This is a genomic window from Lysinibacillus sp. NPDC097279 (genome assembly GCF_044761745.1).
Lineage (GTDB): Bacteria > Bacillota > Bacilli > Bacillales_A > Planococcaceae > Lysinibacillus.
Genome location: NZ_JBIWDA010000001.1, coordinates 102,737 through 123,340, shown reverse-complemented (window position 1 = coordinate 123,340; position 20,604 = coordinate 102,737). Strand labels below are relative to the sequence as shown.

The 20,604-nt window shown below is 38.2% G+C and carries 15 protein-coding genes and 1 other annotated feature; of the genes, 6 read left to right on the top strand and 9 right to left on the bottom strand.

Going from position 1 to position 20,604, the window contains the following annotated elements:
- Positions 1 to 64 precede the first annotated feature (64 nt).
- On the bottom strand, positions 65 to 1,948 hold the full coding sequence (locus tag ACIQ1H_RS00520) for a sensor domain-containing diguanylate cyclase (protein WP_402885653.1): 1,884 nt from the start codon (positions 1,946 to 1,948) through the stop codon (positions 65 to 67).
- A gap of 467 nt (positions 1,949 to 2,415) precedes the next feature.
- Here ACIQ1H_RS00520 and rpsD point away from each other — a divergent pair, with 467 nt between their 5' ends.
- Entirely contained in the window at positions 2,416 to 3,018 is a 603-nt protein-coding gene (rpsD, locus tag ACIQ1H_RS00515; protein ID WP_402885651.1) for a 30S ribosomal protein S4, read from the top strand.
- A 262-nt stretch (positions 3,019 to 3,280) separates the two neighbouring features.
- Here the strand turns inward: rpsD and ACIQ1H_RS00510 are convergent, their stop codons facing one another.
- Positions 3,281 to 3,838 (bottom strand): integrase, encoded by a 558-nt coding sequence (locus ACIQ1H_RS00510; protein WP_402885648.1) that lies wholly within the window; start codon positions 3,836 to 3,838, stop codon positions 3,281 to 3,283.
- Between the two features lie 201 nt (positions 3,839 to 4,039).
- Complete coding sequence (locus ACIQ1H_RS00505) at positions 4,040 to 4,384, bottom strand: KGG domain-containing protein (RefSeq protein ID WP_402885645.1); 345 nt, start codon at positions 4,382 to 4,384, stop codon at positions 4,040 to 4,042.
- Between the two features lie 801 nt (positions 4,385 to 5,185).
- Here ACIQ1H_RS00505 and ACIQ1H_RS00500 point away from each other — a divergent pair.
- Together ACIQ1H_RS00500 and ACIQ1H_RS00495 are read left to right on the top strand one after the other, a co-directional pair.
- Positions 5,186 to 6,388: an iron-containing alcohol dehydrogenase gene (locus tag ACIQ1H_RS00500; protein WP_402885642.1), complete on the top strand. Its 1,203-nt coding sequence runs from the start codon at positions 5,186 to 5,188 to the stop codon at positions 6,386 to 6,388.
- A 122-nt stretch (positions 6,389 to 6,510) separates the two neighbouring features.
- Positions 6,511 to 7,320, top strand: coding sequence for a cobalamin-binding protein (locus tag ACIQ1H_RS00495; protein WP_402885640.1), 810 nt, complete (start codon positions 6,511 to 6,513; stop codon positions 7,318 to 7,320).
- 86 nt (positions 7,321 to 7,406) lie between these two features.
- Here the strand turns inward: ACIQ1H_RS00495 and tyrS are convergent, their stop codons facing one another.
- Complete coding sequence (gene tyrS / locus ACIQ1H_RS00490; protein WP_173477562.1) at positions 7,407 to 8,675, bottom strand: tyrosine--tRNA ligase; 1,269 nt, start codon at positions 8,673 to 8,675, stop codon at positions 7,407 to 7,409.
- A gap of 72 nt (positions 8,676 to 8,747) precedes the next feature.
- Positions 8,748 to 8,950: a binding site (T-box leader), on the bottom strand.
- 102 nt (positions 8,951 to 9,052) lie between these two features.
- Between tyrS and ACIQ1H_RS00485 the strand changes: the two genes are divergently transcribed.
- Positions 9,053 to 12,133, top strand: coding sequence for a transglycosylase domain-containing protein (locus ACIQ1H_RS00485; RefSeq protein ID WP_402885636.1), 3,081 nt, complete (start codon positions 9,053 to 9,055; stop codon positions 12,131 to 12,133).
- Between the two features lie 89 nt (positions 12,134 to 12,222).
- Positions 12,223 to 13,104 (top strand): NAD-dependent epimerase/dehydratase family protein, encoded by an 882-nt coding sequence (locus ACIQ1H_RS00480; RefSeq protein ID WP_402885633.1) that lies wholly within the window; start codon positions 12,223 to 12,225, stop codon positions 13,102 to 13,104.
- A 73-nt stretch (positions 13,105 to 13,177) separates the two neighbouring features.
- Here ACIQ1H_RS00480 and ACIQ1H_RS00475 read toward each other — a convergent pair whose 3' ends face one another.
- The 5 genes from ACIQ1H_RS00475 to acsA all read right to left on the bottom strand — a co-directional run bounded on the left by ACIQ1H_RS00475 (position 13,178) and on the right by acsA (position 19,437).
- Positions 13,178 to 14,308, bottom strand: a complete 1,131-nt coding sequence (locus ACIQ1H_RS00475; protein WP_402885632.1) for an acetylornithine transaminase — start codon at positions 14,306 to 14,308, stop codon at positions 13,178 to 13,180.
- A gap of 74 nt (positions 14,309 to 14,382) precedes the next feature.
- Entirely contained in the window at positions 14,383 to 15,147 is a 765-nt protein-coding gene (gene argB, locus ACIQ1H_RS00470) for an acetylglutamate kinase (protein WP_402885629.1), read from the bottom strand.
- A complete protein-coding gene (gene argJ / locus ACIQ1H_RS00465; protein WP_402885626.1) occupies positions 15,110 to 16,342 on the bottom strand; it encodes a bifunctional glutamate N-acetyltransferase/amino-acid acetyltransferase ArgJ in 1,233 nt (410 codons plus the stop codon). Before argJ ends, argB begins: the two co-directional genes overlap by 38 nt.
- Positions 16,343 to 16,439: 97 nt before the next feature.
- The gene (gene argC / locus ACIQ1H_RS00460; RefSeq protein ID WP_402885623.1) at positions 16,440 to 17,474 is read right to left on the bottom strand and encodes an N-acetyl-gamma-glutamyl-phosphate reductase; all 1,035 of its coding nucleotides are present in this window, start codon (positions 17,472 to 17,474) and stop codon (positions 16,440 to 16,442) included.
- 235 nt (positions 17,475 to 17,709) lie between these two features.
- Entirely contained in the window at positions 17,710 to 19,437 is a 1,728-nt protein-coding gene (gene acsA, locus ACIQ1H_RS00455; protein ID WP_402888515.1) for an acetate--CoA ligase, read from the bottom strand.
- 523 nt (positions 19,438 to 19,960) lie between these two features.
- Between acsA and ACIQ1H_RS00450 the strand changes: the two genes are divergently transcribed.
- Positions 19,961 to 20,593: a GNAT family N-acetyltransferase gene (locus tag ACIQ1H_RS00450; RefSeq protein ID WP_173477566.1), complete on the top strand. Its 633-nt coding sequence runs from the start codon at positions 19,961 to 19,963 to the stop codon at positions 20,591 to 20,593.
- Positions 20,594 to 20,604: the final 11 nt, after the last annotated feature.

Sequence of the window (20,604 nt, the reverse complement as noted above, 5' to 3'; positions counted from 1 at the left end):
TAAAAAATGCCCTGAAATGGATTATAAATATATCATTTCGGGGCATTTTATTGTATAACATAGTTTATGCATTTGTTTGTAAAGTTCGATCATGGATACAAAATCTATTTTTCCCATTGTTTTTCGCTTCGTATAAAGCTGTGTCCGCATGTAGGAAAACAGATTGAAAGGCTGGTTTATAGAGTTGATCCCATGTAATAAGACCTGCTGAAATGGTTACTTGAGGATCTGTTGCATTCGGTATTACTTCTACAATTGTTGAAGCAAGTTCAATCGCTTTTTGCTCATCAACATTTGGTACGTACACCGACATTTCCTCTCCACCCCAACGAGCACAAATACCACTGGCACCTATTGTTTCCTCTAGTTGCACAGCAATTTGCACAAGAATTTTATCCCCTATTTGATGACCATAGGTATCATTAATGCGTTTAAAATTATCAATATCAATCAATAAAAACATTCCTGATTGATCTGTTTTTAATGATTTTTCTACAAATTGGTCTAAATAACTGCGTGCATATAATTTAGTTAAATGATCTCGATCAACCATTTCTTGTAGCTGATTTCGTAAAATAGAGTTTGCAATCGCTAATGAAGAATGATGGATTAAAGATTGCATTAGCTTAAAGCTATCAAATGAAAAGAAATACGGCTCTTTGTGTAAGACGATACTAAAGCCATTTATTTTTTCCTCCATTAATATAGGAATCGCCATTATTGAACGATATTCTATTTGATTTGGGGTTAACCTGCTAAAATCGGCTATAAAAAGTGGATCATTTGTATGCTCAAAATGTTGTTCAACATGATTTATATAAGTCTTGCCTTCGTCTGATTTAAATAAGGATGTACTAGCATCTTTCACTACATAAGTAGCATTATCTTTAAAAGCGAAACAAACTTCCATTGGTTGGAAAGACTTCATTAATTGTTTTTGTAGGAAAAGTAACATTTCATTAATATCAATTCGCATATTTAATCGATGCGATGTTTCATTGATAAGTTGTAAGTCACTTACGAGGCGATGCGATTGATGATATAACTTGGCATTTTCTAGTGCATTGCCAGATGCTTGTGCGAGCATGCGCACAAAATCTTTTTCAGTTGCTGAGAAAAGGTATGTGGTTGGTGCACTAACTTGTAAAATCCCATAAATGGCTTGTCTCCCTTTTATAGGAGCGTTTAATAATCGACAATTCAAATCTCCAGCTAGTTCGGTTGTTAACTCACCTGATACAAAAGCTTCAATTGTAGCAGGTCTTTCTGATAAGTAATCAAAAAGCTTGATATCAATTGTTGTATGTCGATCTTGATCGTTGGATAATATAAGCTCCACATTAAATTCAGGGAAATTATCTCTAATATTTTTTAATACATTCTCTAAAATTAAATCAATATCCATTGTTGAATGAAATAAGTCCGTCATATTATAAAGTTTTCTATATTGATCTTCATTCAATTTTACTTCTAAGTTTTCAATCAAAGTTTGTAAAACTTTCGTAAGTATTTCTACACACTCTTCACCATAATCCGAAGTCATAAAGTCCGTCCAAGTATCGGTGGCTTCTACAAGCAACACACCAATAGGATCTTTGCCCTCCGCCTGGAAAAGCACCATATCTGTCATCATATTATAGGCTGTTTTTTCTTTTAATATATAAGGAAGCTTCACCACTTTTTGTTGGTAAAAGCTGGCTTCTATCATTAGCCATGACACAGCATTTAGTTTTGTTTCAATTGTTAAATTAGCTAATTCTTCCACAGGTATTAAACTATTACCTTCAAAGCTAAGAAATGCCGCATTTTCAATTTTCAAGTGCTTCTTTAGACACTGTTTAAATGAATAAAAATACTCATTAAAACTAATTAGTCCTCCATTCGAACTCACCCAAATGCTCAAAACATCAGATTTTATATATTTCAGCGTTTGTAAATGGTCTGTCATGAAATCACCTTTTCTATATAACGTACAAATCAATTACTATTAACTTATAATGTATTATACATAATTTGTGTCATTTTGACTATTTAATTCTGCCTTACTTTTACATTTTACATTTAATACCGTATCAATAACCATTTCGTAGTAGTGGAAAATGTCTTTCAAGGAAATTCCTACTATAGACCTTTTTAAAAATAGCAATACTAATAATTGACGTCTACGCTTTAAGCAGTTACAATGAAGGTTGTGTAAAATAAACGCAGCAGTGGTATAAGCTTATTACTGTATTTTATTCCTCTCTTTTACTGAGTATTACTTCTCAAAGTGTCTCAGCTACAAATAGATGGTGTATTATGTAACCTAATGGCTGCATAGGCGAAAATACATGAAAATAAAATGCGTATAAGAATGGGTACTACTGGTTTTTGTTTTACAACAAAAAAACCAAATTTAAAGGAGGAGACAACAATATGTCTCGTTATACAGGTCCATCTTGGAAATTATCACGTCGTCTTGGTATCTCACTAAGCGGTACTGGTAAAGAAATCGAAAAACGTCCTTACGCACCAGGTCAACACGGCCCGAACCAACGTAAAAAATTATCAGAATACGGTTTACAACTTCAAGAAAAACAAAAACTTCGTCATATGTATGGTATGACTGAACGTCAATTCCGTACTCTATTTGACCGCGCTGGTAAAATGAAAGGTGTTCACGGTGAAAACTTCATGATCCTTCTTGAAACTCGCCTTGACAACTTAGTTTACCGTTTAGGTTTAGCTCGCACTCGTCGTGGTTCTCGTCAATTAGTAAACCACGGTCATATCTTAGTAGATGGCAAACGCGTTGATATTCCATCATACAGCGTTAAACCAGGTCAAACGATTTCTCTTCGTGAAAAATCTCAAAACCTTGCTGTAGTAACAGAAGCTATCGAAGTAAACAACTTCGTACCTGACTACTTAACTTTTGATGCAGACAAAAAAGAAGGTACATTCACTCGCCTTCCAGAACGTTCTGAACTATCTGCTGAAATCAACGAAGCATTCATCGTAGAGTACTACTCTCGTTAATTTTTTAACGTTAGATTGTTTTCGTTTCTTAAACCCCGCAACCTTGTTTATTCAAGGGTTTGCGGGGTTTTTGTGTTAAACAACAATTTCATAATAATTCTCCTACTTTTCAAACCAACTTCTCCTAGGTAAATGAACCTAGCCGACTGACTATTTTGAATAATAATTATCTCTCCTTATGAAAAAAAGTCACTCATTATTTTCAAATGAGTGACTTTCAGTGTCAGGCACTCAAACAATTTTGAGTGCCGAGTACGCTTATCTATGCTAACTGTAAAACAGGCTGGCTTAAAAGGTTATGATATACATGTAAATCTTGCTCGTATAATTTATGATATGTCGCTAGGCTATGTTGCTTTATATAGTCAAAGTCCTTTTGATCTATTAAATGAAGTGTATTATTAAGTTTGCATGCATTTTCCCATGCAGTTTCCTCGAATTGAATATTCATTTGGTGCTCTTCAATTATCATAGATAAAAGGCGTTCATTACGATAAATTTCCGTTTTGGCATGCTGTTTTTTCATTTTAAAAATTTCAATCGTTCTAGGAAGTGATGCTTGTAGTGCCTCACGGTCTACAGCATGACCTAATTCATGTAACGTAATTGTTTTTACATAAACCTCAAGTGGAAGTGGTAACATTAGCTCATTTCTTGCTTCTACTAATCTTTTTGCATCAAATCCTATATAATCCCCAATAAAGTTATAACTCATATTAATACCAGAATGATCTTGTTTTATTGCTACCGTTAGCCCTACAGATTGCATAACGGAATGAATTATATCATTTAGTTCTTTTTCTTTATTCAATGTTGTCATTATCTCTTTCCTCATTTCCTCTGAAAACAAGCTAATGAAAATTTATTAGAAGCGGATTAAATATATACTAAAATTAGGAGAAATACAACAGATTTATCCTGTTTATTTAGAGGAAATGAGATTTTTTCCATCAAAAAAGGCGTCTGTAGTTAAAAACTACAAACGCCTCTTTGCTTGTTTAAGGCTTTACATACTATTTAATTAGTCGTTATTGTTGTTGTTATTATTTTTGTTACGTTGATTTTGGTTTCCATTGGAGTTGTTACTACGCTGGTTGCTGCGTGCTTCTCCACCTTTACGACCTATTTCTTCATAAAAATCGTCGTCGTGGTTTTCAGCGGTAGCTTCTCCACCCTTACGTCCAATTTCTTGATAAAATTCTTGACCATGATTTTTAGACGTAGCTTCGCCACCTTTACGTCCAATTTCTTCATAAAAATCATGATCATGATTTTTGGAGGTAGCTTCTCCGCCTTTACGACCCGCTTCTTCTACAGTCATGTTTTCATTGTTGTTTCTGTTGCGATTGTTCTGCTTGTTAGCCATTATAATTCCTCCTAAATAATTTTTTCAAGCTATTGACTAGCTCACTATTTATATTCCCAGTCTCTACATGGCTAAACATTATTTTTAAAAAAGTCTATTATTTTCTTTAAACTTATAAAAATAGCTGCTAGTTTTCTTTATCGAATTCAAAAGTATTTAAATGTAAAAAGGTAATGTTTTGATAGAGCATCAACGTTCTATAAACAGTTTTTATATTCCCTTTTTATATATTTTGTAATGACCCTTTTTTTCCATACATCCGTCCGACTAATTTTTCATTTTTATGCTCAATAGCCTGCCAATCAAAAATAAAGCACATTAGTCTTGTGAACTTTGCATTCAAAGCATTCAACTTCCCTTCTTCTACAACTCTATTTATTAGGGAAAATTGTCAGACAAATTCACAAAAAATAGAGTTTAATAAATTGTAAATTTTTCTGTACATTAAAATAGCAATTTTTCACTTTCCAAACAACATAAACACTATCATTATATTAACAACCGTATATCATTTATTTACTATTCATTCCACCTCGTAAATAGAACTAATTTCCAAAAAATATATTTTACTTTTATACGATAATATTTATTTAAACGTATTCAAATCAACCATCCTACTCCTAATTAACTTCCATAATATCATGTTATCAGTTACTTTTTTGTGAAATAATAACAGCAATAAAATTAACAATTTTAATAAAAATTCGTCTTGAACTTTCAAAAAAAATAGAATAATATGGATTTCGAAAGGTGGTTCACCATCATTCAAGCAATAACAATTTTTTAAAAGGGGTTGGAAATATGTCAGACGTTCTAAAGCAATTTGTAATGCCAAAAACAAACTTATTTGGACCTGGAGCAATTCAAGAAGTTGGTAAACGCTTAAATGATTTAGAAGTGAAGAAGACATTGATCGTAACAGATGAGGGCTTACACAAACTAGGTCTCTCAGAGCAAATTGCTAACATCATAACAGCAGCTGGAATTGATGTTGCAATTTTCCCTAAAGCAGAACCAAATCCAACAGATCAAAACGTTGAAGATGGAATCGCTGTCTATCATGCAGAAAACTGTGATTCAATCGTATCTCTTGGAGGCGGTAGTGCACATGATGCAGCAAAAGGTATCGGACTTATTGCTTCGAATGGTGGACGCATTCATGACTATGAAGGCGTGGACAAATCAGAAAACCCACTGGTACCATTAATCGCTATTAATACAACAGCGGGTACGGCGAGTGAAATGACACGTTTTACAATCATCACAGATACTGAACGTAAAGTTAAAATGGCAATCGTTGACAAGCACGTTACACCGCTAGTTTCGATTAATGATCCAGAGTTAATGATTGGTTTACCTCCAGCTCTAACTGCTGCAACTGGTTTAGATGCATTAACACATGCCATCGAATCATTTGTATCGACAGACGCAACTCCTATTACTGATGCATGCGGAGAAAAAGTACTTCAGCTAGTACCTGAGTTTTTACCACGTGCATACGCAAATGGTGCTGATTTAGAAGCACGTGAACAAATGGTCTATGCACAATTTTTAGCTGGTATGGCGTTTAATAATGCTTCACTTGGTTATGTACACGCTATCGCTCACCAACTAGGTGGCTTCTATAACTTACCACATGGCGTATGTAATGCGATTTTACTGCCACACGTTTGCCGCTTCAACTTAACTGCGCGCACTGAGCGTTTTGCTCGTATCGCTGAATTGTTAGGAGAAAATATTGAAGGCATCAGTAAACGTGACGCTGCAGAAAAAGCAATTACTGCCATAGAAAAACTGTCTAAAGACTTGAATATTCCTAGTGGCTTCCGTGAATTAGGCGCGAAGGATGAGGATATCGAAATTTTAGCAAAAAATGCTATGCAAGACGTTTGTGCTGCAACAAATCCTCGTAAAGCTACATTAGAGGACATTAAACAAATCATTACAGCAGCAATGGGACCTGTAGTAAAATCAGCATCTCTTGAAGCTGTTGCACTTTCTTAAAATTATCTTAACAATGGCGTGTCTCAATGAGGCACGTCTTTTTTTGAGCAAAAAGCAATCGCTTATTGTATGTGCGTCTAGTGAAAGCTATACTTTTCTTAAAAAGATATGGGGGGACACATATGCGTTTAATTTCAATTTGCCCTAGCAATACAGAGCTTGTTGCCTATTTAGGGTTAACCGATCAACTTGTAGGTGTTGATGATTTTTCAGATTGGCCATTAGCTGTGCATGAATTGCCAAAGCTTGGACCAGACTTATCCATTGATATGGATGCACTAGAGACATTAAAGCCAGACTTAGTCCTTGCATCGTTAAGTGTACCTGGCATGGAAAAAAACATAGAGGCATTACAGGAGAGAAACATTCCCCACATCGTCTTTAATGCCAACTCGTTAAATGAAATTGCTCAGGACCTTATAACACTGGGTATTGCTTGTGGCGTAGAGGAGCATGCCAAAAAGATTTCTGAGGAATATTTACACTTTATCGCACAGCTTCAAACGATTGCCCAAACAATTCAAGAAAAACCGACACTCTATTGGGAATGGTGGCCAAATCCTATTTTTACGCCTGGAAAGGTCAATTGGTTAACTGAAATTAGCGTTCTTGCAGGTGGCCAAAATCTTTTCCACGATATTGAGTTAGCAAATGTCCAAACAGACTGGGAAGAGATTATAAGACGTAATCCAGATTATATTTTAATGGCATGGGTCGGTGTTGCCTATGAGCGCATTAAACCAGCCCATTTATTGAAACGTCCACAGGCCAACGAACTTCAGGCTGTTCAAAAACAACATGTTCATGTAATGGAAGAATGGTTGTACTGTCGCCCTTCCCCTCGACTTGTGGAGGGCGCCCTAAAACTCGCGCAGCTTCTACACCCTCAAAGCTATCAGCAAATAGCTCTGCCATCCTTTTTAGAATGCTAAAAACAAAAACATCCCCTCGAAGTAACGAGGGGATGTTGAATTGTGTGAGAATTGTGTGAGAATTGTGTGAGTGACAGGCACCCAATCTATCCGAATTTCACCATATGGTATTTCTTCTTACCGCGACGCACAATGCTAAATGCATCTTCTAAGCGATCTTTTTCATCTACGATATATTCTAAATCCGTGATTTTTTCACCATTCACGCTAATTGCACCATTTGTTACATCTTCACGAGCTTGACGTTTAGATGATGAAATCCCTGCTTCCACAAGTAAATCCACGATATTTTTCTCTTCTTTCGCCATTTCAATAGAAGGAACATCTTTAAACGCATCCTTCATTTCCTCAGCCGACAAAGCTTTTAAATCGCCAGAGAAAAGTGCAGCAGTAATGCGAATAGCCTGATCTAAAGCTTCCTGACCATGGATTAAGCGTGTCATTTCCTCTGCTAAAGCTTTTTGCGCCTTACGTAAATGTGGCTCTTCTTCTACAGATGCAGCTAATGCGTTAATTTCTTCTTGTGATAAGAATGTAAAGATTTTTAAATATTTTACAACGTCTGCATCAGCAGCATTAATCCAAAATTGGTAGAACTCGTATGGAGATGTTTTCTTACTATCTAACCATACCGCACCACCAGCTGTTTTACCGAATTTCGTCCCATCTGCTTTTGTTACTAATGGAATCGTAATACCAAATGCTTTTGTTTCTTCTTCATGTGTTTTACGAATTACTTCTAACCCAGTTGTTATATTGCCCCATTGGTCTGAGCCGCCCACTTGAATGCGACAGTTGTAGTTGTTGTATAAATGATTGTAATCAATACCTTGGATTAGTGTGTACGCAAATTCTGTAAATGAAATACCTGTATCAAGACGTGAAGCAATCGTATCCTTTGCTAACATGTAATTAACATTAATTAATTTCCCGTAATCACGTAAAAATTCAATTGTACTAATATTCCCAATCCAGTCACGGTTGTTAACAAGTTGCGCTCCATTTCCATCCTCTGCAAATTCAAAAATGCGCTCTAATTGGCCTCGAATAGCTTGCACGTTTTTGTCAATTTGCTCCACTGTTTGAAGTTGACGTTCTTCAGAGCGACCAGATGGGTCCCCGATCATTCCTGTGGCACCACCTACAAGTAAAATTGGACGGTGGCCTGCTTTTTGGAAGCGACGAAGCGTTAATAAAGGCACGATATGACCGATGTGCATAGAGTCAGCAGTTGGATCTACACCACAGTATAGTGAAACAGACTGTTCAGCCAAAAGTTTTTCCATGCCTTCAGCGTCAGTTTGTTGGTACAGCAAACCACGCCATTCTAAATCTTGTAATAATTCGTTTGTCATTGTTTCTTCCTCCTAAATTGTTTTTCTTTAGCGTGTAGAAACAAAAAAGTCCCTACACGCAAAAATTTTGCATGCAGGGACGTTAATAACTAACGCGGTACCACCCGGCTTGAAGATGTCATCCATCTTCCTCTCATTCAACCGCCTTTATCGCAGGCGCGCACGTCTAAGCTCCAAGTACGTAATTCGTCTCTACATTATGACCAGCTTTCACCAACCGCCAGCTCTCTAAACAGGGAATATAGACACTACTGCAAACTCTTCATCACTAGAAAACTATAAGCATTATTCTATACGATTCTCTTTCAATGTCAATAACTATGTTCGAGGCAATTCATTATATGCTATAATAAACAAGATTTTAGGAGGTCGATACCTTGAAAGATTGGATTGAGAAAATCAATGCAAAGATCGATGAATTACTCGAACAAAAATGGATGAAGACATTACGTATTTCAGGCAGTGTAGTCTGGAACTTATTTTTACTATTTTTAGTCTTTGCATTGGTAGGCACAGTATTTGTTGGTTCTGTTGGCGCCGGCTATTTTGCCTCACTTGTAAAAGAAGAGCCTTTACGCTCTAAAGATGAATTACGAGACCTTATTTTCAACTATGAGGAAACAAGTGAAATTTATTTTGCCAACAATATTTATATTGGGAAATTGCGTACGGATTTAGAACGTCGTGAAACATCTCTTAACGCTGTTGCACCTGACTTAATTAATGCAGTACTTGCAACAGAGGATGAATATTTCCGCGAGCATAATGGGATCGTTCCTAAAGCCGTAATTCGAGGGCTACTACAGGACGTAACGAACTCTGCTACGCAAACAGGTGGCTCTACGTTAACACAACAACTAATTAAAAACCAAGTGTTAACAAATGAAGTTTCCTATGAGCGTAAAGCAAAAGAACTATTACTAGCAATGCGTTTAGAACACTTTATGACAAAGGAAGAAATTTTAGAGGCCTATTTAAATATTATTCCTTATGGTCGAAATGCAACTGGACGCAATATCGCAGGTATTGAAACCGCAGCTGAAGGTATATTTAATGTGAAGGCAAAGGATTTAACACTTCCTCAAGCCGCTTACATAGCAGGTATTCCACAAGCACCTTATACTTACACACCATTTACAAATACAGGTGTGCTAAAAAGTGAAGAAGCTTTAAAACTAGGCATCGATCGTATGAAAACGGTACTCTATCGTATGAGAGAAGCAGGCTACATCAATGAGAAACAATATAAAGAAGCCCTCGCTTACGACATTACAAAAGACTTCCGTTCGCCAGAAGCACGTCCAGAAGATCGTTATCCTTGGTTAACGTTTGAACTGGAAGACCGCGCGAAGCAAATTATTGCTGAAAAGTTAGCGCAAGAAGATGGCATCGATCCAGAACGCTTAAAAACAGAAAGTAAATTAGAAGAAAAATATTCAATCTTAGCTGACCGCGACGTTCGTTCAAAAGGCTATCGTATTTATTCCACTATTAATAAGGATATGTACGATGCCATGCAAAAAGCGGCAGATAACTTTAAATATTACGGACAAACGTATACAGGTAAAGGCAAAGATCCTGTAACAGGTGAGGAAATAGATGTGCAAATGCCTGTACAGGTGGGTAGTATTTTAATCGAAAATAGCACAGGACGAATTTTAAGTTTCCTAGGTGGTCGTGATTTTAAAACGAGTCAAGTAAACCACGCAACTCGCTCTACCCGTTCAAATGGTTCAACAATGAAACCTTTACTTGTTTATGCACCTGCAATTGAATATGGCGTGATTGGTGCAGGGAGTCCCTTAGTTGACGTTAAGTTCGCTATTGGCGATTGGAGTCCTAAGAACTTTTCGGCGAACGATGAACGCGGTCTTATTCCTGCGCGTGAAGCGTTAGCTGACTCTCTAAATATATCAACCCTACGCCTATATTATGACATTTTAAATAGACGTCCCGCTGAGTTTTTAGCAAAAATGGGCTTCTCGGATTTACAACCTGAAGATTATACAAACCTTTCAACAGGTATTGGGGCTTTAGAAATAGGTACAACTGTTGAAGAAAATACAAATGCTTATGCTACTTTTGCGAATGGTGGTCAGTTTGTTGATGCCTATATGATTGAAAAAATAGAAGACCAAGATGGTAATCTTATTTATCAACATGAAGCAGAACCTGTACAAGTATTTAGTCCTGAAACATCTTATATCGTGACAGATATGTTGCGAGATGTACTATCAAAAGGCACAGGAACAGTTGCAAAAAATACACTAAAATTCAATTCTGATTTTGCAGCGAAAACAGGTACTTCGCAAAACACGAATGACGTTTGGGTAGTTGGTTATAATCCAAATATTTCCCTTGGTGTCTGGATGGGCTACGATAAACAACGCTCACTTGATGCATTTAATAATACGTACTTGCAACCAAGTGCCCGCATTAACAAACTATGGGGTACATTAATGAACTCAGTCTATGATGTAGACCCACAACAAATCGATGCCTCAACAAACTTTAAGGCACCAAAAAATGTAGTGACTGCTTCATTCTGTGGTATTTCTGGCCTTGCACCTTCTGCGGCTTGTGCAAGTGCAGGACTTGTACGTTCAGACTTATTTAACGCGAAAGTATTTTTACCGTCACAACCTGATGATAGCTTAGCTTCATCGAGTGTTGTAACAATTCAAGGTAAAACTTATAATGCACATCCAAATACACCAGCAGAATTTGTAAAAGCTAGTGGTGCTGGTATAAACCAAGCCTTTATAAAACGGATGTTAGGTAGACTGGGAGGTAACCCAGCAAGTCTACTACCTAAAAATTCATCTTTATCAAATTCAGCAGTATCAGCGGTCGATTTCCCAGCAGATGGAAGTGCGCCTGCAGCTGTAAATGCTTCAATTAATGGCAACACATTATCTTGGAGTGGCTCGTCTAACGACGTAGTAGGCTATCGAATTTATAATGTTACCAATGGTGGTAATACCCTTGTTTCTTCGGTGCTAGAAGCTACGCAAAGTATGACAGTTGCTAGTGGGCAAGCATATGTAGTTGTTGCTGTTGATATTACAGGTTTAACTTCACCACAATCAAATGTTGTTTCAACAGGTGGCAGTGAAACAAAACCAGATGAAGAGGACGATGAAGAAAAACCAACAACACCTACTGTACCTATACCACCTGCAAATGGGAATAACGGCAATGGCTCTGGCTCTGGCAATAATGGAAACGGGTCAAATGGCGGTAATGGCTCTGGTAATGGTAATGGTGGCAATGGTGGCAATGGCTCTGGTAATAACGGAAACGGGTCTAACAATGGCAGCGGGTCTGGCAACAATGGAAACGGGTCTAATAATGGCAGTGGTTCCGAAAATAACGGAAACGGGTCTAATGGCGGCAATGGTTCCAGCGGTGGAAATAATGGGGGTACGACACCTCCAACAGATCCACCAACCGAATAATAAAAGGCTTACTACAATGAAATTTCAATTGTAGTAAGCCTATTTTTTTGTCATTATTAAGAGGACAACTATGCAAAGGGGTAGGTAAAATGAAAATTTTAGTTTTAGGTGGCACGCGCTTTTTCGGTAAAAAATTAGTGGAGCTTTGCCTTCAAAATAAACATGACGTAACAATTTTAACTCGCGGCCAAAGTGGTAATCCATTTGGAGAACAAGTTCAACAGATAACTGTTGATCGCAACGATGTTCAAGCATTAACAAAAGCATTAGCTAATACGACATGGGATATCGTCTACGATAATATTTGCTATTCACCGAACGAAGCACATGAAATGGCTCAGCTACTACAAAACAAGACGAAAAAGCTTGTCTTCACCTCTACATTAGCTACTTATGAAGCAGATGGAAAGATGAAAACAGAGGCAGATTTTAACCCATATAAATACGAGATTCGTATGGGCGATATTAATGATTTCTCATACGGCGAAGGTAAACGTCAAGCAGAGGCAGTCCTTTATAAAGAAGCGACATTCCCTGTTGTCTCTGTGCGTTTCCCAATTGTTCTTGGAGAGCACGACTATACACGCCGCTTACATTTCCATGTAGAACACATTTTAAAGGCACAACCTATCTCTTTGCCGAATGTTGATGCAAAAATGAGTTTTATTTCAGATGATGAAGCAGCAGCATTTCTATATTTTGCTGGCGTTTCACCGATTGAAGGTCCTTTCAATGCCACAGCATCAGGCACTATTTCATTGAAAGCATTACTCGAATTAATTGAGAAGGAAACTGGAAAACTTGCAAAAGTTTCACTTGTTGGCGGCGATGAAAATTCTCAATCACCTTATGGAATTCCAAATCATTGGTATATGTCGAATACAAAGGCAGAAGCAGCAGGGTTCACATTTAGCCAACTAAACGAATGGCTTCCTAGCCTTGTAAATAAGTTGGTTAAACAACTGCAATAGTGACTTACACATACAAAGGCACGAGCACATTAAATTTTATGTGGCTCGTGCCTTTTTTTACAGCCTACTTCTATTATAGTAAAATGGTTTTTAAAATAGCTACTGCTTCATCAATCTCTGTTTTAGACACTGTAAGCGGTGGTAAAAGTCGAATAACATTTGGTCCTGCTCCTACAAGAAGTAAACCTTTGTCCTCCGCTGCTGAAATAAAAGGTGCTACCTCTGTATCGCCACAGCCAATCCCAAGTAATAAACCTTGACCTTGTACTGTATAGCTTGGCGGTAAATTGGCTTGTAGTTGCTTGACAAAATAGGCTGATAATTCTTGTACATTTTCTAAAAAGCTTGACTCAAAAACGTTTTCAAGGACCGTTTCAGCAACACGCATTGCTAAAGGATTGCCTCCAAACGTTGTACCATGTGTCCCTGGGCTAAACGTTTCATACAATTCAGCTGTTCCTAACATTGCGCCTACTGGGAAACCTCCCCCTAAGCCTTTTGCTAACGTTATAATATTCGGCTTCAAAACCGTTTGTTCAAATGCATATCGCGTTCCTGTTCTCCCGATTCCTGTTTGCACCTCATCAACAATCAATAAAATGCCTTTATCCTCACAAATTTTTGCAATTGCTGCAGCAAATTCAGGTGATACGCTATTCACACCGCCCTCACCTTGAATCATTTCCAGCATAATGGCTGCAACTGAATCGTCTATCGTTGCTCCAAGGGCCTTGACGTCATTGAAAGGCAGTATTGTAAATTTATCAACAAGTGGTCCAAACCCATTATGTATCTTGCCTTGACCAGTTGCTGACATGGCCCCAAATGTACGGCCATGAAATGATTTTTCAAATGTAATAATATGATGTTTTCCTGTATGCTTACGAGCCAACTTAATTGCCGCTTCATTCGCTTCCGCACCGCTATTACAGAAAAACGCATACGTAAAATGTGTATCTGTAACTAATTTTTGAGCTACCTTCTCTTGCCCAGGTATATCAAATAAATTTGACATATGCCAAAGTGTTTCGCTCTGTTCCTGTATAGCCTTTACGATAGCAGGGTGAGCATGCCCAAGACTAACAACGGCAATACCACTTGTGAAGTCCAAATACTTTTTGCCATCACTATCTTGCACAACAGTTCCTTGCCCTTTAACAATCTGTGCACGACGTTTGCCATAGTTTCCAAATAAAGCGCTCATCTTATCAGCTCCTGAACTTCATTTTTAATGGACACCACCTTTAGAGCACGGCGTCCACTTATTACATAACTACATTACGGCAAAATCGTTGTACCGACTAATGTGTCGCCAACAATTTGCACGGATGGAACGCCTGCATTTAGGCACTCGATCGCCCCTTGTACTTTTGGAATCATGCCACCATAAATATGGCCTTCCTCAATCCATTGAGCTATTAACAGTGGCGTTACTTCTGTTTGATATTCATCTTGAATTCGGATTCCTGAGACATCCGTAACGAGCAGTAAGCTTTCTGCTCCAATAGCAAGTGCCACTTCGCTTGCTACCGTATCTCCGTTAATATTCAGCGCTTGACCATTACAATCTGCACCAACACACGCGATTACTGGGACTATTCCAGCTGTAATTAACGCTTCTAACAACGGCGTATTGACCGATTGCACCGCCCCTACGAAGCCGTAAACTTCCTTGTCTAAAAAGTCAGCGACTAGTAATTGGCCATCAAAGCCATTTAGCCCGACTGCTGCAATGCCTGCTGTTGTTAACTCATGCACAAGCGAAGGATTAACATTCCCTATTAATGTAGTCTGAACAACGTCCATAGCTGCTGCGCTCGTTACACGAATACCATTTAAAGCATGGGATTCAATATGTCGTGCTGCAAGCTCGCGATTAATGGCAGGGCCTCCACCATGCGTAATAATAAGTTCTATACCACTTGCTTGTAGTTTTTTAAAATTCTCAAAAAATGCTTCATTTAAGCCTTCAAGCGTGCTGCCACCCAGCTTAATAACCATGCGCTTACGAACGGTATGATGCATTGATTTGAACGTAGTCATAGGTTAAGTCACATCCCCAAGCATGCCCCTTGCCTTCACCTATACCAAGTGACACAAAGATTTTCACTTCATGCATTTTTAAAATTTGAATTAACTCATCTTCAGAAAATGCAACTGGTTCACCGTTTTCGACCATTGTTGCACCACCAATTTGAATTGTAATTTTATCAGGGTCAACTGTTGCACCACTATAACCAACTGCTGCAATGATGCGTCCCCAGTTGGCATCGCATCCAAATACAGCTGTTTTTACAAGTGGCGAACCAACAACCGTTTTAGCAATTTTACGCGCTTCCTCATCTGAAATGGCACCTTCTACTTCAACCTCAATTAGTTTTGTAGCACCTTCACCATCTTTCGCAATCATTTTCGCTAAATCCTCTGCCACAGTTTTTAATGTATAGTAGAAGTTATGCCAATCAGGGTGCGCAAATGTTAAAGAATCATTGCCTGCTACACCATTTGCCATTACGACTACCGTATCGTTTGTCGAAGTATCACCATCTACCGTAATGGCATTAAACGTTAAGTTTGTAATTTCTGATAATGCTGCTTGTAATACATCCGATTCTATATTGGCATCTGTCGTAATAAAACCTAGCATTGTCGCCATATTCGGTTCAATCATTCCTGAACCTTTTGCTACACCCGCAATAATTATTTCTTCGCCATCAACTACTGTGCTATAGCTCGTATTTTTCATCACCGTATCAGTCGTTAATATGGCCTGCGCAAAATCGATTGCACTCTCCAAGCTATCCTTCGGCTCTAATTGTGATATCCCACTAGCAACTGGCTCCATATTCATAATTTCTCCGATTACACCTGTTGAGCAAACACCAACTAAATTTGTAGCTATCCCTAACTTTTCAGCTGCTAAAGCTTGCATGGTTTGCGCATCTTTTACACCTTGCTTCCCAGTACATGCATTAGCATTACCAGAGTTTACAATCATTGCTTGTATTTTTTTTGTTGTATAGACAACATCTTTCGTTACTTTTAATGGCGCTGCTTGAACGGCATTTGTTGTAAATACCCCAGCTACACTTGCAGGTACGTCACTAACTAAAATAGCTAAATCCTTTTTCTTATGCTTTAGTCCGCAATGGATACCTGCTGCTTTAAAGCCTTTCGGTGAAACGATGTTTTTACTTGATAATTTTTTCATAACGTTCGTTGATGCTGTTAATGTCATAAACGTTTTCCTCCTCAGTTTGTATAATAAAGGTGACTGGCACTAAAACAATTGGCAAAATTCAAAATTGTTTGGGTGACTGGCACTTAAATGGCACTTAAATAAAAAATGGCACGACGTCTAGGCCTGTTGTTTGAGGTAAGTCCAATTGCACATTCATATTTTGTATCGCTTGCCCTGCTGCCCCTTTAACTAGATTGTCAATAACAGCGACAATTGTTGCACGGTTAGTGCGGGTATCGACTTTGACGAAAATATCACAATAGTTAGAGCCTTTTACACGGTTTGTAGCGAGGCTATTTACATCAGTTACAACCCGTACAAATGGATGTTTTTCATATGTTGCTTGTAAGCAAGCGACTAATTGCTGCTCTGTAATACCTGGCATTAAAGGAGCATAGGCGGTAGATAAAATTCCACGTGTCATCGGCACTAAATGTGTATTAAAAGTAATGGCTGTCTCTACACCAGCAAACAATGAAATAGCTTGCTCGATTTCTGGAATATGTTGATGTGTATTTGTTTTATAAATCGAGAAGCTTTCATTCACTTCACTAAAATGGGTTGTTTGCGATGGTTTATTTCCAGCTCCTGAAATTCCACTTTTTGCATCAATCACGAGGTAATTAGAATCTATTAGTCTCTCTTTTAACAAAGGTAATAACGAAAGTAGAACCGCTGTTGGATAGCATCCTGGGTTCGCAATAAGTGCGGCATTTTTCACATTATGAGCATTCCATTCAGTTAAGCCATAAACACTTTGCTGAATAATTTCTAATGGTGCAGCTTTTTTTCCGTACCACTGTTCGTAACTTACTGGATTTTTTAAGCGGAAATCTCCCGATAAATCAATTAATCTCGGACCTGTTCCGACTAAAGGTGGTAACAGTTCACTTGTCACACCAGAAGGCGTACTTGCAAATACTACATCCAATTTCGCTAATGACTCATAATCTATTTTTTGCAATGGCGCATCTGTTATCGTAACTAAATGTCCAAACTTTGTAGAAAAAACGACACCTTCTTCAGAAGATGTAAATAACTCTATATGCTCTACCGCTGGATGATTATGTAAAAAGCGGATAAGCTCCAATCCTCCATATCCTGTTGCTCCCACAATTCCTACTTTCATTTCACTCACCTCTAAAATAAGTTAAAAATAGTATACGTCTGCATAATTATTAAGTCAACTGAATTTTTATTTATTTATATTATTTTCTCAATCTTCTGTTATAGATGTTTCGAATTGATAAATACTACTGTAAATTAAGAAAAAGAAGGTAGGGACTCTTTCGTTAATCGAATGAATCTCTACCCTCTTCAGATGCATATATTGAATAAAAATAAATTTACATGTTGAATAGCAATTAATCTTCCATCGTGGAAAGATCACCAGTTGGCAAATCTAACTCCCATGCTTTTAATACGCGTCGCATAATTTTACCGCTTCGTGTTTTCGGCAGTTTTTCTTTAAATTCTATTTCTCTCGGTGCTGCATGAGCAGATAAGCCCCTTTTCACAAACTCACGAATATCCTCAATTAAAGCATCCGACGGCTCCACGCCTTCTCGTAAAGATACAAATGCTTTAATAATTTCCCCACGTACAGGGTCTGGCTTCCCGATAACTCCAGCTTCTATAACGTCAGGATGTTCTAGTAGCTTACTTTCAACCTCAAACGGTCCAACACGTTCACCTGCTGTCATAATAACATCATCCACTCGGCCTTGGAACCAGAAATAACCTTCATCATCCATATAAGCTGAGTCACCAGACACATACCACTCACCTTTTAAGAAATAGGATTCATAACGCTCTGGATTACCCCAAATTTGACGCATCATAGCTGGCCAACCACGACGCACCGCTAAGTTACCCATTGTAAATGGTGGAACTTCATTACCCGCATCATCTACAATTGTCGCATGAACACCTGGTAATGGCTTGCCCATTGATCCTGGCTTAATATCCATGCTCGGATAGTTACAAATCATATGTGCACCCGTTTCTGTCATCCACCAAGTATCGTGAATGCGATGTCCTAGCTCTTCACTTCCCCAACGGATAACTTCAGGGTTAAGTGGCTCCCCAACAGATAATACATGACGCAATGATGATAGATCATAATTTTCTAGCATTCCACTCCCAGCACCCATTAGCATACGAAATGCAGTAGGCGCACTATACCATACTGTTACACTGTAATCCTCAATTGCTTGATACCATGCTTGTGGCGAGAAGCGTCCACCAACGATAAGCATTGTCACACCGTTTAACCAAGGACCAAATATGCCATAGGATGTTCCCGTTACCCAACCTGGATCAGCCGTACACCAATATACATCATTTTCACCTAAATCAAGTACCCACTGTGTTGATTGATACTGCTGAATCATCGCATTATGAACATGTAAAACACCTTTTGGGGCACCTGTCGAGCCTGAAGTATAATGTAATATCATACCGTCCTCGCGGTCCATCCACTCGATGTCAAACCTAGCAGAAGCCTCTTTCAAGCGCTTATTAAAATCTAAAATTTGTGGCGTTTCTTCTATCTCAGATCCTACTAAAAATACATGTTGTAAGTTTGGCAGTTTATCTAATGGAACTCGCTCTAGTAATTCAGGTGTTGTTACTAACACCTTCGCATCGCTATCTGAAAGACGATCATAAACTGCGCCTTCCATAAATGCTTCAAACAATGGCCCCACAATAACGCCCATTTTTAAAGCACCTAATAATGAAAAGTAAAGCTCTGGTGAACGCGGCATGAAAATAAATAAACGATCGCCTTTTTCTAGGTTTGTTGCTGTTTTAAATACATTTGCCGCCTTGTTCGTCAGCCTTTTCATTTCATTAAAGGAGTAGGCTTCCTTACGCTTCCCATCGTTGTAATATAGTGCTACTTTATTTTTCCGAGATGTTTCAGTATGACGGTCAATAGCCTCATATGCCATATTTACTAAACCTGTTTCATGCCAACTAAATGCTTTTTCTGTTTCTGCCCAATCATGTGTTGCTGCTGCCACCTCATAATTTGGCAAGTTATACTGCCCTGGTATCGCTGTTAATTTCTCCATCGTTTTCATCCCCATAAATTTACCCCTTCCTTTTTTGGCTTTAGTACATTCGTAAGCAAATTTCATTTCGTACTCACGATACCCCCCGTAATTACGCCTGGACGTAATCGTAGCTGCCTGCCACTTCGGTTCACTTTGCTTGTATGCAATTTCATCTTCTCTTGAAGCCCCTATAAAGGATAAAAAAAGGAGCATCCATCCCCATTTAGAAAATTAAGTGAAATAATGGCAATTGAAACAATTTCGCCATAAAAAACAGCTACTGAATGATATTAAAATTCGCCACTTTCTCCAAAGACAAATACGTTATGTAGCAATTGTTATAGAACAGTTTATGCAATCAATATTCGAACAATGCCTAGTACAACAACGTTCATCTGTTAAATAACAGTTGCAATATAAATCTATTTTACACGAATTCCACCTGAATGTCTCAATATTTTTATTTTTCCGAAAATGTAGTTATATTTCGTAATTTTAAGCGTTTTTCCGCTTTAAATCAGCTATAATGGAATTATTAAACTCAGGTGGTGTAATTATGGAACACAAAAAGACTTTTTTTTCTGTTACAAAGGAGACAAAGCATGGTACTGTTTATGTGGAAGGGCCTGTTCCTCCAGAAAAATTAGCTACATATACATTCCACGAGGGATTAGTTGCCTTTAGACCCCCTAAGCAACAACAGCAAGCCATCTTAGAAATTGCTGGGCTTCCTGAAGGGCGTATTATTATTATTCGAAATAACGACATTATTGTAGGCTACGTCACCTATTTATATCCTGATCCGCTTGAACGGTGGGCAGAGGACAAAATCGATAATATGATTGAATTAGGTGCGATTGAGGTCATTCCTGACTATCGTGGAACAGGGGCTGGTAAAGCATTGCTAGCGGTGTCCTTTATGGGAGATGAAATGGAGGACTACCTTGTTATAACAACTGAATATTATTGGCATTGGGACTTAAAAGGTACGGGATTAAATGTATGGGATTACCGCAAAATGATGGAGCGAATGATGAGTTCCGTTGGCTTCGAGTATTTTGCTACAGATGATCCTGAAATTACATCACATCCTGCTAATTGCCTTATGGCACGGGAGGGTAAACGAGTGCCCCCTGAAACAATGGAAAGGTTCGACAGGCTTCGTTTTAGAAATCGCTTCATGTATTAAAACCAACACAA

Coding starts and splice junctions, on each gene's coding strand:
- ACIQ1H_RS00520 (WP_402885653.1), bottom strand. CDS start 1,948: ATGACAGACCATTTACAAACGCTGAAATATATAAAATCTGATGTTTTG.
- rpsD (WP_402885651.1), top strand. CDS start 2,416: ATGTCTCGTTATACAGGTCCATCTTGGAAATTATCACGTCGTCTTGGT.
- ACIQ1H_RS00510 (WP_402885648.1), bottom strand. CDS start 3,838: ATGACAACATTGAATAAAGAAAAAGAACTAAATGATATAATTCATTCC.
- ACIQ1H_RS00505 (WP_402885645.1), bottom strand. CDS start 4,384: ATGGCTAACAAGCAGAACAATCGCAACAGAAACAACAATGAAAACATG.
- ACIQ1H_RS00500 (WP_402885642.1), top strand. CDS start 5,186: ATGTCAGACGTTCTAAAGCAATTTGTAATGCCAAAAACAAACTTATTT.
- ACIQ1H_RS00495 (WP_402885640.1), top strand. CDS start 6,511: ATGCGTTTAATTTCAATTTGCCCTAGCAATACAGAGCTTGTTGCCTAT.
- tyrS (WP_173477562.1), bottom strand. CDS start 8,675: ATGACAAACGAATTATTACAAGATTTAGAATGGCGTGGTTTGCTGTAC.
- ACIQ1H_RS00480 (WP_402885633.1), top strand. CDS start 12,223: ATGAAAATTTTAGTTTTAGGTGGCACGCGCTTTTTCGGTAAAAAATTA.
- ACIQ1H_RS00475 (WP_402885632.1), bottom strand. CDS start 14,308: ATGAGCGCTTTATTTGGAAACTATGGCAAACGTCGTGCACAGATTGTT.
- argB (WP_402885629.1), bottom strand. CDS start 15,147: ATGACTACGTTCAAATCAATGCATCATACCGTTCGTAAGCGCATGGTT.
- argJ (WP_402885626.1), bottom strand. CDS start 16,342: ATGACATTAACAGCATCAACGAACGTTATGAAAAAATTATCAAGTAAA.
- argC (WP_402885623.1), bottom strand. CDS start 17,474: ATGAAAGTAGGAATTGTGGGAGCAACAGGATATGGAGGATTGGAGCTT.
- acsA (WP_402888515.1), bottom strand. CDS start 19,437: ATGGGGATGAAAACGATGGAGAAATTAACAGCGATACCAGGGCAGTAT.
- ACIQ1H_RS00450 (WP_173477566.1), top strand. CDS start 19,961: ATGGAACACAAAAAGACTTTTTTTTCTGTTACAAAGGAGACAAAGCAT.